This window comes from Paenibacillus sp. FSL W7-1287, assembly GCF_038004245.1.
Classification (GTDB): domain Bacteria; phylum Bacillota; class Bacilli; order Paenibacillales; family Paenibacillaceae; genus Pristimantibacillus; species Pristimantibacillus camelliae.
The window spans coordinates 3,442,312-3,457,880 of sequence record NZ_JBBORD010000001.1 but is presented as its reverse complement, the minus strand read 5'-3'; the positions used below and the strand labels follow the sequence as shown (position 1 = coordinate 3,457,880).

The 15,569-nt window shown below is 42.0% G+C and carries 13 protein-coding genes; 12 read left to right on the top strand and 1 reads right to left on the bottom strand.

Translation table 11 applies throughout. The features are described 5' to 3' along the window. Positions 1–14 precede the first annotated feature (14 nt). From NSQ99_RS15645 to NSQ99_RS15630, 4 genes are all read left to right on the top strand, one after another. Complete coding sequence (locus NSQ99_RS15645) at positions 15–698, top strand: hypothetical protein (protein WP_251666223.1); 684 nt, start codon at positions 15–17, stop codon at positions 696–698. Positions 699–878: 180 nt separating this feature from the next. Further along, a complete protein-coding gene (locus tag NSQ99_RS15640) occupies positions 879–1,463 on the top strand; it encodes a TetR/AcrR family transcriptional regulator (protein WP_340837673.1) in 585 nt (194 codons plus the stop codon). Between the two features lie 7 nt (positions 1,464–1,470). Then, entirely contained in the window at positions 1,471–2,217 is a 747-nt protein-coding gene (gene map / locus NSQ99_RS15635; protein WP_340837671.1) for a type I methionyl aminopeptidase, read from the top strand. Positions 2,218–2,337: 120 nt separating this feature from the next. Next, entirely contained in the window at positions 2,338–3,666 is a 1,329-nt protein-coding gene (locus tag NSQ99_RS15630) for an IS3 family transposase (RefSeq protein WP_340834771.1), read from the top strand. A gap of 74 nt (positions 3,667–3,740) precedes the next feature. Here the strand turns inward: NSQ99_RS15630 and NSQ99_RS15625 are convergent, their stop codons facing one another. Further along, on the bottom strand, positions 3,741–4,598 hold the full coding sequence (locus NSQ99_RS15625) for an AraC family transcriptional regulator (RefSeq protein WP_340837670.1): 858 nt from the start codon (positions 4,596–4,598) through the stop codon (positions 3,741–3,743). A gap of 129 nt (positions 4,599–4,727) precedes the next feature. Here NSQ99_RS15625 and NSQ99_RS15620 point away from each other — a divergent pair, with 129 nt between their 5' ends. From NSQ99_RS15620 to NSQ99_RS15585, 8 genes are all read left to right on the top strand, one after another. After that, complete coding sequence (locus tag NSQ99_RS15620; RefSeq protein WP_340837668.1) at positions 4,728–6,017, top strand: Gfo/Idh/MocA family protein; 1,290 nt, start codon at positions 4,728–4,730, stop codon at positions 6,015–6,017. Between the two features lie 33 nt (positions 6,018–6,050). Continuing rightward, positions 6,051–7,466, top strand: coding sequence for a glucuronate isomerase (gene uxaC, locus NSQ99_RS15615; protein ID WP_340837667.1), 1,416 nt, complete (start codon positions 6,051–6,053; stop codon positions 7,464–7,466). Between the two features lie 4 nt (positions 7,467–7,470). Continuing rightward, positions 7,471–7,668: a hypothetical protein gene (locus NSQ99_RS15610; protein WP_340837665.1), complete on the top strand. Its 198-nt coding sequence runs from the start codon at positions 7,471–7,473 to the stop codon at positions 7,666–7,668. 176 nt (positions 7,669–7,844) lie between these two features. Further along, positions 7,845–9,503 carry a spore germination protein gene (locus tag NSQ99_RS15605; RefSeq protein ID WP_340837664.1) on the top strand — a complete coding sequence of 553 codons (1,659 nt, stop codon included), beginning with the start codon at positions 7,845–7,847 and terminating at the stop codon, positions 9,501–9,503. A 22-nt stretch (positions 9,504–9,525) separates the two neighbouring features. After that, positions 9,526–10,629 (top strand): GerAB/ArcD/ProY family transporter, encoded by a 1,104-nt coding sequence (locus NSQ99_RS15600; RefSeq protein WP_340837663.1) that lies wholly within the window; start codon positions 9,526–9,528, stop codon positions 10,627–10,629. Next, the gene (locus tag NSQ99_RS15595) at positions 10,622–11,812 is read left to right on the top strand and encodes a Ger(x)C family spore germination protein (protein ID WP_340837661.1); all 1,191 of its coding nucleotides are present in this window, start codon (positions 10,622–10,624) and stop codon (positions 11,810–11,812) included. The genes NSQ99_RS15600 and NSQ99_RS15595 overlap by 8 nt, the downstream gene beginning before the upstream one ends. Before the next feature lie 220 nt (positions 11,813–12,032). After that, a complete protein-coding gene (locus NSQ99_RS15590; RefSeq protein ID WP_340837660.1) occupies positions 12,033–14,414 on the top strand; it encodes an alpha-L-arabinofuranosidase C-terminal domain-containing protein in 2,382 nt (793 codons plus the stop codon). Positions 14,415–14,419: 5 nt separating this feature from the next. Next, positions 14,420–15,355, top strand: a complete 936-nt coding sequence (locus NSQ99_RS15585) for a glycoside hydrolase family 43 protein (RefSeq protein ID WP_340837658.1) — start codon at positions 14,420–14,422, stop codon at positions 15,353–15,355. Positions 15,356–15,569 lie beyond the last annotated feature (214 nt).

Sequence of the window (15,569 nt, the reverse complement as noted above, 5' to 3'; positions counted from 1 at the left end):
AGGAGTGAGGGGCAATGATTGAGCGACATATGTTTAGAGCTCGATTAAAAAAAGGGATGGAAGAGCGAGCAGTTGCCGTCATGTATCAGGAGCATGCCGGACAAACATTCATAGATACGGGGCATTGTATGACGGTCGCTGGATTTATTTTTGAACGTGATGCATTTCTTTATATTGAACAGTTAACAGGCCAAGTTGCCCCTGAGCTAATTGTCCCTGGCTTGAACGCAATGCTGGAGGATTGGCCAGGACAAGAGGAAGCACGTAAGTGGATAGCTCTCATCGACGTGTTTCATTTTAACGAGCCAGCCTCACTTGATCACTGGAGAAGGAAGGAAAAACCAGAGCGTATCGGGGGGAGGGTAGCGTATCTTCGACCAGAAATGGTAGCCAGCTATATTTTTTATCATTACCAGCTGCAGGAGGAAAGAGGCTTTACAGGTCCTAAGTATGAAATGATCGGGATGCATGAAAATCTGCTCTTTGGTTATCAGGAATTTCCGGCTGTTGTGGAAGAGCCGATTTTACCTGGAAGATTAACCTCCAAGCACACGCCCGTCCCTTGGGCAACAACACGAATGGACCTGCATTTTAAAGAGTGGGAGGATGGACATCAATTCTTTAAACGCTTCGATGCAGTGTTTCACTGCTATGTAGCAAGGGAAAAGGGAAGTCAAATAACCTTCATCAATGGATGAGGGCTTTTTGACGTTCACAATCCGGTTACTCTACTCTAGTTCTAATAGTGGTGGCTGTATTGTAACGTTGTTCTAAATATCACTTTTATTACAATAGAAAATATTGCAGATCCCTGCCATATGCGGTAATATTTTTACATCGACAAATATGCAGGTCTAAACAAGGAGGTCCACGAATTCATGAGTCCGCGTACCAAGGAACAAAATGAGCTCATTCGCATGCAGCGTAGAGAGCAGATCCTAGACGCCTCCGCGCGCACTTACTTTCGCACGGGCGGTAGCTTTGATATTCGCGATGTTGCTCGCGAGGCCGAGCTTGGTTATGGTACGGTGTACCATTATTACCCTAACCGACTTTTATTGATCCAGGATGTGTTGGAAAGTGGCTTTGAACGATGTGAGCAAGCTCTAGAAGAATGGACAAGCATCGGTGGCGGAGGTCTGGAAGATAAGCAGGTTATCACTTATTCCAAGGCGCTGCTTCGGCTATGGCAGTCAGACGCACGTACATATCTTATCTACAAAATGGCTGCAGAACATTATGCAGGCTTGCCAGAGAAGGATCAGCATCTCTGTAAAAGACGTTTCAGAGAACGACTATACGCACCACTCCAATCGATCATTCCATACGATGACGACAGCGGCGACTATATGCTTGCAGTGCTGGTCGGCTGTTATGGGCTGCATTATTATTCGGGTATTACCGAGCTGGAAATCGATCGAATCGCCCGACTTGCGGTGCAAGCAATTACAAAGGAGCAGTGAAACGAATATGGTTATCTTAAAAAGCAAGCATGAGATCGAGGCCATCCGTAAGGCATGTCAAGTGGTGGCTGAATGCCATCGCACGATCGCACCGCTTATTCAGCCTGGCATCACGACTAACGAGATTGAGCGCATCTTTGAAGAGATTATTTTGAAGCATGGTGCAAAGCCCTACACGAAGGGCTACAAGGGCTATCAATATGCGACCTGTGCTTCTGTCAACGATGTAATCGCACATGGCTTCCCTAGTGATAAACCACTTAAGGAAGGCGATATCGTGACGATCGACACGGTCGCAGAGCTCGATGGCTGGCTTGGCGATTCGGCATGGAGCTATGCGGTCGGGAAGATTTCTCCGACAGCTGAGAAGCTCATGCGCATTACGAAGGAATGCCTTGACCTCGGAATCGCGCAAGCACAGCCTGGTAATCGACTCGGCGACGTGACAAGTACGATTCAGCGTCATGCGGAATCGAATGGCTTCGGCGTCGTGCGCGATCTTCATGCGCATGGTATTGGCCAGGATCTGCACGAGGAACCGAACTATATGCATGTCGGCAAGCCTGGCAAAGGCCCCCGCATCAAGGAGGGCATGGTATTCACGATCGAGCCAATGATTACCGAGGGCACCTACTACATGACAATCGATGAGGATGGCTGGACTGCGCGAACAAGGGATCGCAAGCTCGCTGCACAATACGAGCATACGATTGCGATTACCTCTGAGGGTCCCCAAATTTTGACTGCTCAATAGAAAAAAAGAAGTCGACCTAGAATGGTACCTGTAGTTAAGACACTTGAAAAAGAGTGTGCGAACTACAGGTTTTTTTATATACTAGAAATTAAGATTAGAGGACGAGGACTAGAGGCTACTATGAGTAAACTATTATTTTCACCCAAAGATGTACAGCTACTTCAAAAGAATCCAAATGTACAACAAGTTAGTGAACGTACCATTACGTATACAGATGCATTCAAAAGTAAGTTTATCGATGAATACTTAACCGGGAAAACACCAAGACAAATCTTCAAGGAATACGGATTTGATGAAAAAATGATTGGTATCAAACGAATTGAACAATCTTCATCACGTTGGCGAAAAGCGTATGAAAAGAATGGTTTAATCGGGTTAACGGATACACGAAAGTCTGGATCAGGTAGACCATTAAAGCGTGAATTAACAATGGCTGAAATAATGGAAAGACAGGCTGCACGTATTCAGCTATTGGAAGGGCAGATAGAGCTGCTAAAAAAGCTCGAAGCGACAGAAAGGAGGCTACTAAACGAAGGCCAAAAAATAAGCACAAATAAGATTTTTCAATTACTTTCAGACACACTCACTACGTTTCCATTTGAACGCATGGTAACCTATTTTTGCGAACTATTAAATGTTTCTCGTTCAGGCTATTACAGCTTCTTAAAAGCGCGAGATACGCGAGTAATTAAGGAACAGAAGGATTTAGAAGCACGAGATTTGATTTTAAGAGCCTTTAATCGGCGTGGTTATAAAAAGGGCTCACGTTCAATCAAGATGACGCTTGAACAGGATTACAAGTGTGTTATGAGCCGTAAAAAGATCCAACGCATCATGCAGAAGTACGGGATTGTCTGTCCTCACCGCAGACCAAATCCTTATAAACAAATAGCAAGAGCAACGAAAGAACATCGTGTTGTGTCAAATAAATTAAACCGAGAGTTTAAACAAGGTGTCCCTGGGAAAGTACTTTTAACGGATATCACCTATTTGCCGTATAACGGAAAGTGTATGGCTTATTTGTCGACCATAAAAGATGGCTCTACCAACGAAATATTAGCTTATCATGTCTCGGACCGAATCACATTAGACATTGCAACAAAAACGATTGAAAGGTTAGTACGCAATAAGAAAGTCAAACTCCACCCAAAGGCTTTTATTCATTCAGATCAAGGATTTCATTATACAAGCCCGAAATATCAAAAACTACTAAAGAAACACAATTTAGATCAATCGATGTCACGCCGAGGAAACTGTTGGGACAATGCGCCTCAGGAATCATTTTTCGGTCATTTTAAAGATGAAGTGAACTTTGAATCTGTCCAAACTCTGGATGAACTTAAAGCGAAAATCGATCATTACATCGTCTATTACAACAATTATCGTTACCAATGGAATTTAAAAAGGATGGCTCCTGTACAATACAGAAACCATCTCTTAGTTGCGTAATCTCTTTTTTTTACTGTGTCCTTGACATAGGTACCACTTTAACCATCGCATGTGTCGACTTCTTTTTTAGTTTTCTACTTGCGAAACTGCGCGCGATAATCACGCGGCGAGAGTGCGGTTAGCTCCTTGAATACCTTCTGAAAATGCGCAAAGCTGCCAAAGCCGACCTCCTCCGAAATATCAGTAATCCGCTTATTCGTCTCTCTAAGCAGTCTTTGAGCTTCTTTCACCCTCGTCATTCCAACATATTCAGTAAAGGCGAAGCCTGTCAGCTTTTTGAAGGTACGGCTCAAATAGCTTTCGCTTAGGTAAAATCTGCTGCTTAGTCGTTCTAAGGTCAAGTCATCACGAAAATGAGCGTTGATGTATTGAGCAATTTCCATCATTTTTGCTTCGGTTGGAGAAAGGATATCATCAGCAGGATCAACTACAGCATTTCGCATTTGACGTGCTACATATAATAACGTGTCCGCGGCCGTATTTTGTACAGTTAACCTATAACCTGGCTGTTGCTCCTGAATGTCATGCAGCATCGTATATAAACGCTGCTCGATATGGAGCTTTTCGTGAGGTGCAGTTCGATGTATATGTCGTGCGCTGTGAAAAGGGGCTAGCAAAAGCTCGGCATCCTCTCTCGCAAACTGCTTAAAGTAATCCTCATTGAAGTAGAGCACCAATCGTTCGTGGTCAGGTACACCGCTATCCAGCGTTCTATGAACGACATCGCTAGGGATGATGACAAAGTCACCGGCTTGAATTGTGTAAGAACGATCTCTAATGAAATAAACTCGCTGTCCTGCGAACAAATAGTATAGCTCATAATGGCTGTGCATATGACTGCTAGACATAGAGAAATGACCTTTACGTCGGTCGTATTCCACATGCAACGGCTCTAATGGATCACCATAATGCAGCTTACTTTTTATTTTCATAGAAAGTCTTCTCCTTAAGGACAAAATATAAGACCTTTTATTAATATTAGCATAATATACGAGGAAAATAATGATATTTTGCGGTAAATTTTAAGCATAGGCAATTAAATGACAAGGAGAGATGATGAGATGACGAAGAAAAAATATGTACAGGTTGGCGTAGGAGGACGTGCAGAGTTTTTCTATTCTGCGATTGCTACAACATTTCGTGAAACCTCGGAATTGCTTGCATTTTGTGATGTGAACCAAACTCGAATGAATTATGCGAATAAGCTATTGACTGATAAATATAATTATAATGCCGTAAAAACATATAAAAGTGAAGAGTTCGACAACATGATCGAAGCAGAAAAGCCTGACGCAGTTATCGTGACAAGCGTGGATCGCACCCACCATACTTACATTATTCGTGCACTAGAGCTTGGCTGTGATGTCATTACAGAGAAGCCAATGACTGTAGACGAGGAGAAATGTCAGGAAATTCTTGATGCTGTTGAGCGTACAGGACGCAGCGTACGCGTTACATTCAACTACCGTTATGCACCGCATCACACAAAAGCGCGTGAGTTAATTGCAAGCGGTGTCATTGGTGATGTAACATCGATTCACTTTGAATGGCTGCTTAATACGCAGCACGGTGCAGATTACTTCCGCAGATGGCATCGCGACAAGCGCAATAGCGGAGGGCTGCTAGTTCATAAGTCTACTCATCACTTCGACCTAGTAAACTTCTGGATCGGATCGCAGCCGGACACTGTATTTGCAATGGGTGATTTACTGTTCTATGGACGTGAGAATGCAGAAAAAAGAGGCGTAACAGCGTTTTATGATCGGGCTACAGGGCATCCTAATGCACAGGACGATCCGTTCGCTCTACCGCTCGATAGTAATGAGCACCTAAAGGCGATGTACCTAGATGCAGAATTTGAAGATGGCTATAAGCGTGATCAAAGCGTATTTGGAGATGGAATTTCTATTGAAGATACGATGAGTGTGCTCGTTAAATACAAAAACAAAGCACAGCTTACGTATTCGCTTAATGCATATCTGCCATGGGAAGGCTACCGTATTGCCTTTAACGGAACGAAAGGTCGTATCGAAATGAAAATTGTTGAGCAATCCTACGTCAATTCTGGCGGAGACAAGGCACTAGAAGGAGCGGTGAAGGGCGTAACGATTCTCGTGTTCCCGATGTTCGGCGAGCCGTATAAAGTAGAGTTTGAGACGGGGCAAGGCGGTCATGGCGGCGGTGATCCTGTACTGCTCAATGATATATTTGGCGTTCCTGAGCATGATGAGTATAATCGCGCTGCCGACCATATTGACGGAGCTCGCTCTATTCTAACTGGAATTGCTGCTAACAAGTCGATTCGCACGGGGCAAGCGGTTAAAGTTGATGAATTAGTTAAATTTTACTAAAATTAAGAAAATTAGATGCAAGGAGATGAATGAATGAAAGCATTTATGGATGAGCAGTTTTTGTTGAATTCGAAATCAGCTGTTGAACTGTATGAGCAATTCGCCAAAGAAATGCCGATTATTGATTATCATTGCCATCTCGATCCGCAAGCGATTTACGAGGATAAATCCTTTAACAATTTAACCGAGGTTTGGCTGTACGGGGATCATTATAAGTGGCGTGCGATGCGCGCAAACGGCATAGAGGAATCCCATGTCACAGGCGGTAATGGGGTATCGGATTATGATCGTTTTCTAGCCTATGCGAAGACCGTACCAATGACGATTGGTAATCCTTTGTATCATTGGTCACATCTCGAGCTAAAGCGCCTGTTCGGCATCGAGGACATTATTAATGAGAAAAACGCACCGATGATCTGGGAAAAGGCAAATGCAAGACTTAAGGAGGAAGGTTTTTCTCCACGCGGCTTAATTCGCAGCTCTAATGTACGTGTTGTTTGTACAACAGATGATCCAGCCGATACATTAGAATACCATCAGCTTTTAAAGAAGGAGAATGATCTTGGCTTCCAGGTTCGCCCTTCCTTCCGTCCAGACAAAGCGCTAGAAATTAATCGGACGACGTTTTTACCATGGTTGAAACGACTAGAGGATGCGTGTGGCTATGCGATAACCGACTATTCCGTATTGCTGCAAGCACTGAAGGAGCGGGTACAGTTTTTTCATGAGACGGATTGCTTATTATCTGACCATGCTATCGATAAAGTGATGTATGCAGAAGCAACCGAAGAGCAAGCTGCGGCAATATTTGCAAAAGCTTTGAACGGGGAAGCTGTCTCGCTTGAGGAAGAGGCTGCCTACAAATCCTTTACACTTCGTTATCTCGGACGTTTGTATACGGAGTACGGCTGGACGATGCAGCTTCATATTAAAGCTCATCGCAACAACAATGCTGCGATGTTCTCTAAGCTTGGTCCTGACACAGGCTTTGATTCTATTAATGATGGTCCGCTAGCAGAGCCACTTGTAAGACTGTTAGACGCGATTGAGAGAGAAGGCGGCTTGCCGCGTACGATTCTTTATTCTCTTAATGCAGGAGACAACGACGTGCTAGCTTCAATTATTGGAAGCTTTCAAGGGGATGGTATTCCTGGGAAAATCCAGCTTGGTTCGGCTTGGTGGTTCAACGATACGATCGATGGCATGCTTGCACAGTTGAAATCTCTTGCTAATATGGGACTGTTAGCTCGCTTTGTAGGGATGCTTACGGATTCACGGAGCTTCCTGTCTTATCCTCGTCATGAGTATTTCCGTCGTATTCTATGTAATCTATTAGGGGACTGGGTAGAAGCAGGTTTAGTGCCTAACGATAAAGAACTGCTAGGCAGCATTATTGAAGGTATCTGCTATCGCAATGCGGAGCAGTATTTCCGCTTTGGAACGGAGTAATACTGTGGGTAAGAAAGTATTTTTACTATCTGTAGCAGGCTTAATATTATTTCTTTGCTTTACAATTATTTCTGCATTAAGTGATATCCATACAGGTTTGTCATGGGTAAAGGAAAGCTTTGAGTGGATGACGACTTATGTGTTGCCGTGGGTTATTGTTATATTGCTTTATCTCATTTTGAAAAAGTTAGATCGAAAATAATACAATGAAAAAGTAGTTATACCTATATTTCCGAAAGTGAGTCAGTTATCGATATTTATTCGATAATTGGCTCTTTTTTTATTGAGACTATTCGTTGTAAATACCTGAAATGAAGGGTGAAGGTGCATGAATTTGAAAAAAATGGGGGAAAATAAGCTGACATCTTAGAGTTAGGAATGATTAGTATGTGGTGGAACACATTCATTGAATATTTTCCAGATTGGAAAATTTGGTGCCAAGCTATAGCTACGATGTTAATTGCGATTGGTGTATTTATTATCCATAAGTATATATTTGATTGGGGAAAAGCTAAAACGTTAAACAGACAACAAAAGACTAATGAAAAGAAGACACAGCAGCTAAGTGGTAAATATGATATTGATTTGAATAATCTAAGAAATGATTTAGCGAAAAATGGAGATGTGAATTTCCGAGAATTTCGAATTAGTTTACGGGGGAGTCGAGCAGTCTTAATTTTTGTAGAAGGGATGCAGGATGAAACTCAAATCAACAAACACGTCATGCAAGCGTTAATGGAAAACAAAGCATGGGGAAGTGATGGGTATTTGGCTCAGAGCCAAGGCGATGCATTTTCGGCATACTTGAAAGAAAAACTGCTATCTGTAAGCAAAATAAGCGAGGTAACGGATCTATATAAGCTCGAGGAGTCTATTTTACTAGGATTTACAGCATTGCTTGTAGATGGAATGCCTCATGGTTTATTAGTAGGAGACCCAAAACCAAAGGTTAGATCAACAGATGAGCCTACCTCAGAGGCATTATTACGAGGTCCACGAGTTGGCTTTACAGAGGTACTAGGAGATAATACTGCGTTGCTCCGTCAACATGGTCAAACCGCTCACTTAGTATTAAAGATGGTAAAGGTAGGTAATGAAATTGAGAGAAATTTGGTTATTGCCTACATGGATGACATCGTTAATCCTGAGCTGTTGAAAGAGGTAGAGGATCGCATTGCTAATATAGATATCGATTTTGTCGCAGAATCCGGGTATATCGAACAGTTTATTGAGGATGATTGGTTAAGTCCTTTTCAACAACTACAAAACACTGAGAGGCCGGACCGTGTTATTAACGCTTTGCTTGCAGGAAGGATAGGTATATTACTAGACGGGACGCCATTTGCCCTTATTGCTCCTGTTACGTTTAGTATGCTTCTACAATCTCCTGAGGACTATTATGAAAGATGGCTGCCAAGTACATTATTGCGATCACTTCGCTTCTTCGTTGCATTCCTTGCACTGATGACACCTGCGATGTACATTTCGTTTATATCCTTTCATCCAGGATTAATTCCTACTGAATTGGCTATTACGATTATTGAAACGAGGCAGGGTGTGCCATTTCCATCTCTTATCGAAGTGTTAATCTTGGAAATTTCTATCGAAATATTGCGTGAAGCAGGAATTCGATTACCGAAGCCAATTGGTCCGGCAATGGGGATCGTAGGCGGTTTAATTATTGGGGATGCGGCAGTGCAGGCAGGAATTGTTAGCCCAATATTAGTTATCTCCGTTGCAGTAACTGCGATCTCATCCTTTGCTATTCCGATGTACAGCGCAGGAATTACGCTCAGAATGCTGCGATTTGGAGGGATGTTGTTTGCAGCAGTTTTGGGTATGTTTGGGACCATATTATTTTTCTTGTTTATATGCAGCCATATTACAAAATTAAAAAGCTTTGGTGTACCTTACGTAACACCGATTACACCATATCGGTTAAGCGATTGGAAAGATCTTATACTGAGAGCACCTATTCCTCTGATGAAATCTCGTCCAAATATGATGAAGACTCAGAAAAAAAAACGAAAGTCATAACAGGAAGGATTGAGGGAGTAATATGTTCACACGTACTGATGACAAAATAACAACTACTCAAGCATCCATATTTATATCGAGCTCTGTTCTAGGTGCGGGCATATTAACGCTGCCTCGTTCTGTTGTGTCAGCTGCGAAAACATCGGATGTTTGGCTGTCCATCTTGATCAGTGGTGTTATCGTCATCTTGATGGCAATTGTAATGGCCAAGCTAAGCCAAAAGTTTTCTGAGAAAACGATATTTCAATATGCTAGCAATATCGTTGGTGCACCATTGGCTTTTATAGTCAGTACGCTGTTGCTCATATACTTTATTATGATCGCGGGCTTCGAATTACGAGTATTAGCTGAAGTTACGATGTTTTACTTACTAGAAGGCACTCCAATATGGGCGATAATAATCCCTTTTGTTTGGTTAAGTGGATACTTGCTTTTTGGGGGCATCAACGCGATTGCTCGTTTATTACAAATTATCTTTCCGATTAGTATACTCGTGCTGATTATCACGTATTTGCTTAGTCTAAAAATATTTGATATCGATCAACTTCGTCCGTTTCTCGGTGAAGGTTTGCTACCTGTAATAAACGGTTTGAAATCAACAGTTCTAGTTTTTTCTGGATTCGAGGTCACAATGTTCCTCATTGCGCATATGCAGCATCCAAAACAAGCAATTAAGGCTGTCGTGACAGGTTTGGGCATTCCAGTATGTATATATTTGTTTACCCTTATTTTTGTAGTTGGTGGTTTATCGGTAGATGCGGTATTACGTAGTACTTGGCCAACGATTGATTTACTTCGAAGCTTTGAGATATCAGGCTTGTTCTTCGAACGGTTGGAGTTTCCTTTTATGGTTATTTGGACGATGCAAATGTTTAGTAACTTTACATGCTATTATTACGGTGCATCGTTAGGCATTTCTCAATTAATTAAGGTGAACATTAGCCCTGTGATTTTAGGGCTAATGCCTTTTATATATCTATCAGCAATGATCCCCAAACGGAGCAATGACATATTTGCTGTTGGAGATTTTATCGGATGGTCTAGTGCTGTATTGTTTGTGATCATACCGTTACCTCTATACTTGATATGGTTAATACGAAGTAAAGGATTGAAGCAGCATGTCTAAGTGTTTGTTCAAGCTTGTCAGTGCGCTTATGATTTGCACATTATTGTTATCCGGATGCTGGAGTAGTAGAGAAATCGAAGAGCAAAGTGTTTATGTGGGGATGGCTCTTGATATCGCTAATAAATCCGAAAGAGATAAGCATCTGGAAGCACAGGGCGGGATTACAGCAGTAGATTCATTAATTACGGCAACGCTGCAGATTGTACCAATCAAATCAGTGAAAGGAAATCAATCTAAAGAAGAAGGAGGAGTTAAGAAATATTTGAATGATTCAGAAACAGGAGATTCGATCTTTGAGATCTTGCGTAAATATGCACTAAAGAGAGATCGTGCAGTTATCGGCCATCACTTGAAGGTGTTTGTCATATCCACGGAACTATTAGAAAAAATAGATATTTCGACATTGCTTGATTTTATGCTTCGTGACAACGATATTCGGCCAAGCTGTATGGTGTTTCTCGCTAGAAGCAAGGCTGCTGATGTGCTAGAAACCAATCAGCCAGATGAAATACCTGCTTTTTATATTAGAAACATGACTCTCAATAAATACCGAAATAATGAAATTATGAACGGAGTCATTCTAACTAATTTGGATCAATATATCGAATCTAGACAAAGCTTCGTATTACAAAATATAGCTACCTATAAAGGAGAATCTGAATTTGCAGGAGCAGGCATTATAAAAGGAGCAACGGGGAAGTGGATTGGGAATTTAACTCAGGAGGATGTCAGTAGTTTATCTTGGGTAAGAGGAGAGGGGAACGGAGGCTTGCTCAAAGCAGTTGATGACAATAATAAAATTATTATTTATGAGATCAAGTCCTTAAAAACTAAAGTGATACCAAAAGTAGATGGTGACCGCATGACTTTTCAGGTGAATATTAATTCAGAGGGCAGATTAATCGAGAATTGGGATAATAGAGTAGATGTTTCAAAAATAGATGCACAAATGAGAATGGAGGAAATATTCGAGGAACGCTTGAATACTATGATTCAAAATCTTATGAATAAGCTGCAAAAGGAGTATAAAGCTGAGGTAGCAGGTTTTGGTGAACGCTTAAAAATAACGCATCCAAAGGTATGGCAAAAAGTGAAGAAGGACTGGGATGAAGTTTTTAGTGATGCTGATGTTAATGTTAATATTAAGCTAAAAATAACAGATTACGGTTCATCAGCTGAATAGTTGCTTGAGTCTCAATGGGAAGCCCTCTTTAAGCTTAAAGCTTGAAGGGGGCTATTTTTTCTGAAAACATACTATCAGAATATTGCACATTTCGGTATCCTCGATTAAAATCAAGTTAGATTAATTGATATAATAACTGTTTAATATTTATGTTAATCCAGTTTTGAGTAAAGCAAAAATTGAAAGCGAATTCAATTCATTAGGAAGAGGAGTAGTGGCAATGAGCAAAGTTGGTCGTTTATCTGTTTCCTTGGAGCATCGAGGAGCGAAGCTTGGTGATTTGTTTGGCATTTTCTTTGAGGATCTGAATCATGCAGCGGATGGTGGCTTGTACGGTGAACTCGTTCGTAATCGATCATTCGAGTTTGATCCAATTGACAACCGCAGCTACCATGCTTTAACGGCATGGGAGAAGATTGAACGCGGTGGAGGTCAAGCGCAAGTCTCAATCCAGACCGAAGCTCCTTTAAATACGAAAAATCCTCATTATGCTGTGATTGAAATTGTTGCTGAGGGTGATGGGGTAGGCTTAATGAATTACGGCTATAACACGGGTATCTCACTGAAACAAGGTGAGCAGTACTTGTTCTCGATGTATGCTAAGCGAGAAGGCAGTAAGTCTGAGGCAGAGGCTATAAGCATTACAGTTGAAAATCCAGATGGCGTTGTGCTGGCAGAGGCATCTATCGCTGTATCAGGTAATGAATGGACTAGATATGAAGCAATTTTAACGGCAAAGTCTACGGATCATTCTGGACGTCTTATCATATTAACAAAAGGCACAGGAAGCTTAGCTCTTGATCATATATCGTTGTTCCCTAAGGAAACCTTCAAGCAACGCTCGAATGGCATGCGGCAGGATATTGCTAGCATGCTGCAGGAGCTTAAACCGAAATTTATGCGATTTCCCGGCGGCTGTCTTGTGCATGATGGATCATTAAATGCTGACGATAGAAACTCGATGTATCGCTGGAAAAATACGATTGGACCAGTGCATGAACGACCAGCGCGCCGCAGCAACTGGGGCTATAATCAGACGCTTGGACTTGGCTACTACGAATATTTTGTATTAAGCGAGGATATTGGTGCGAAGCCTATTCCGGTATTGCCTGCGGGCTATGATCCTCACCATAAACGAATCGTACCGATTGAAGAGCTTGGGCCTTGGATTGATGATGCCCTAGATTTAATAGAGTTTGCAAACGGCAGCATAGAGACTACATGGGGGGCGAAGCGTGCAGAGCTAGGACATCCTGAGCCGTTCGGCATGGAGTACATCGCGATCGGTAATGAAGAAGTGGGTGAGCCATTCTTTGAGCGATATACATACTTTCACAATGCGATCAAAGCGCGTTACCCTGAGATGAAAATTATTAATTCCAGCGGACCATTCCCTGCTGGAGGAGAGTATGAGCGCGGCTGGGCATCGGCACGTGAGCATAGGTCCGATTATGTTGATGAGCATTACTACGTTTCTCCAGAATGGATGCTGGCAAACATTCATCGCTACGCTTCGTTCAGTGCAGATGATCCAAAGGTGTTTTTAGGTGAGTATGCTTCTTGGGGCAATACGTACTACAATGCGTTAGCAGAAGCTGCATATATGACGGGCCTACAAAACAATGCACATGCGGTAGGGTTGGCATGCTATGCGCCATTGCTTTGCAATGTTGATTATGTGAATTGGCGACCAGATTTAATTTGGTTTAACAATCATCAGGTGTTTGGAACGCCAAACTATTATGTGCAACAGCTGTTTATGCACCATCAAGGTGATTATTTGCTAGAGATGAAAGCTGAAGGGCTAAGTCAACCGATAACGGTTAATGAAGCACCGATAACAGGAAAGCTGGCACTTGGTGCGAACCCAGATACGGCTGAATTTTCATTTTGGGATATTCAGCTCAAGAACAATATAACGGGAGAAATACTAACAATAGATTATGCAACTGCGCAAGGCTCAGAAACGTACCGAAATCTACGTGAGCTCGGTAAGACAGATTGGGATCATTATACGATATCGTTCAAGGCGCGCAGACTGGAAGGTGAGAAAGGCTTCGAATTAAGCTTTGGAGACAGAGGCAACGGCAATCGTTACTTGTGGGAAATCGGTGGCTGGCAAAACCAAGACTCTGCACTTGTTTCTTTTGTGAATGGTCGAGGCTCTTGCCTAACACAGAGCTTGTTTACGGTAGAAACCGATGTAGTATATCAATTTTCACTTGAAGTAACAGGCCGACAATTGAAGGCGTATATAAACGGTGAGCTTATTAATGCGGAAGAGGATAAACCGCTTGTGATCGAGCCGCTGTACTATACGGCTAGCTATGAAGAAGCTAGTGGAGATATTATTGTAAAGGCGGTTAATGTTCAGAATCAATCACTAGAGATCGCTTTTGATGTGTCCGACCGTTCAATTGGATCTGTTGAAGTATATGAACTCTGCGGCTGCCAATTAGAGGATGAGAATGATTTTGCTGCACCTACGAGAGTTTCTCCAAAGCAAAAATTATATCATGTGGAGCATAATGCAGCGGAGAGCTTTACCTACATGATTCAACCTCATTCTGTAACTGTGCTTCGCTTGAAGGAAGTGAGGTAAAGAATATGAATGCCTATCTATTTGTACATTTCAAGGAGAAAACGACGGAAGATGGAGAGCAAGTGTACTTTGCGATAAGTCAGGATGGACTAAGCTGGGAGCAGGTTAATGGCGGAGAGCCTGTTCTATGGAGTACGCAAGGTGAACGCGGTGTTCGTGACCATACAATCGTAAGAACGAAGCAGGGCAGGTTTTACATTCTATCTACGGATCTGTCATTAGCTAGAAGCTTTAAAACGACATACAAGGGCAGCTGGGGTGAAGTATCACGTCATGGTAGTAAGCATCTTGTATTATGGGAATCGAAGGATCTCGTGAATTGGTCTGAGCCTCGTTTAATTAAACTGGGGGATGAACAGTTTGGCTGCCTTTGGGCACCAGATATTTTTTATGACGCAGAGCAAGAAGATTACATTATTCATTGGAGCTCCTCACATGCTTCCAATGCGTATGGTAACAAAGCTATTTATTATACACAAACGAAGGATTTCGATCAGTTTACCAAGCCTCAGCTGCTTTATCGCAAGGAAGATAGCGGAGTGATTGATTCAGCTATCTATAAGGATAAGCAAAGCTATTATTGCTTCGTAAAAAGTGAGAACAATCCAGAAGGCGTGATCATGCTGCAAGCAGATAGCTTTACAGGCCCCTACTCACCAGTAGAAGCGTTTAATGAAGAAATGAATAAGCTTGGTTCAAGCGCATACGAAGCTCCTACAGCCTATCAGCTTGCAGATGGAAGATGGTGCTTAATGATAGATTTCTTCGGAGTAAGAGGCGAGGGGCAAGGCTATATACCATTTATTGCAGATGATATCGCAAGTGGAAAATTTATACGATCAGATGATAGCTTCAGCTTTCCCTATCGATTTAAACACGGTACTGTTCTCTCCATTACAACCGACGAGTACGAAGCAATAAAAAAAGCTTATCAAAATTAACCTATGAATAAGCAGAGTGGTTATCTCAGAAGGTTGAAAGTGACCTAGAGATAACCTTTTTTGCTTCAGGAAAATAGCTGAACAAGGGAATAGGTAAAAAATTGGATATAAAGAAAAAATATGCTTCTTGCAGTTCCATTTATATTCTATAATAATAGATGAATATTAAGTGAAGGTACGGAAGAGAACAAATTTTGTAAGCGTTGTCAATATA

Excerpts from the sequence above, each read along its gene's own strand:
- map (WP_340837671.1), top strand. The coding sequence starts at position 1,471 with ATGGTTATCTTAAAAAGCAAGCATGAGATCGAGGCCATCCGTAAGGCA.
- NSQ99_RS15595 (WP_340837661.1), top strand. The coding sequence starts at position 10,622 with ATGTCTAAGTGTTTGTTCAAGCTTGTCAGTGCGCTTATGATTTGCACA.
- NSQ99_RS15640 (WP_340837673.1), top strand. The coding sequence starts at position 879 with ATGAGTCCGCGTACCAAGGAACAAAATGAGCTCATTCGCATGCAGCGT.
- NSQ99_RS15590 (WP_340837660.1), top strand. The coding sequence starts at position 12,033 with ATGAGCAAAGTTGGTCGTTTATCTGTTTCCTTGGAGCATCGAGGAGCG.
- NSQ99_RS15645 (WP_251666223.1), top strand. The coding sequence starts at position 15 with ATGATTGAGCGACATATGTTTAGAGCTCGATTAAAAAAAGGGATGGAA.
- NSQ99_RS15585 (WP_340837658.1), top strand. The coding sequence starts at position 14,420 with ATGAATGCCTATCTATTTGTACATTTCAAGGAGAAAACGACGGAAGAT.
- NSQ99_RS15605 (WP_340837664.1), top strand. The coding sequence starts at position 7,845 with ATGATTAGTATGTGGTGGAACACATTCATTGAATATTTTCCAGATTGG.
- uxaC (WP_340837667.1), top strand. The coding sequence starts at position 6,051 with ATGAAAGCATTTATGGATGAGCAGTTTTTGTTGAATTCGAAATCAGCT.
- NSQ99_RS15625 (WP_340837670.1), bottom strand. The coding sequence starts at position 4,598 with ATGAAAATAAAAAGTAAGCTGCATTATGGTGATCCATTAGAGCCGTTG.
- NSQ99_RS15630 (WP_340834771.1), top strand. The coding sequence starts at position 2,338 with ATGAGTAAACTATTATTTTCACCCAAAGATGTACAGCTACTTCAAAAG.
- NSQ99_RS15620 (WP_340837668.1), top strand. The coding sequence starts at position 4,728 with ATGACGAAGAAAAAATATGTACAGGTTGGCGTAGGAGGACGTGCAGAG.
- NSQ99_RS15600 (WP_340837663.1), top strand. The coding sequence starts at position 9,526 with ATGTTCACACGTACTGATGACAAAATAACAACTACTCAAGCATCCATA.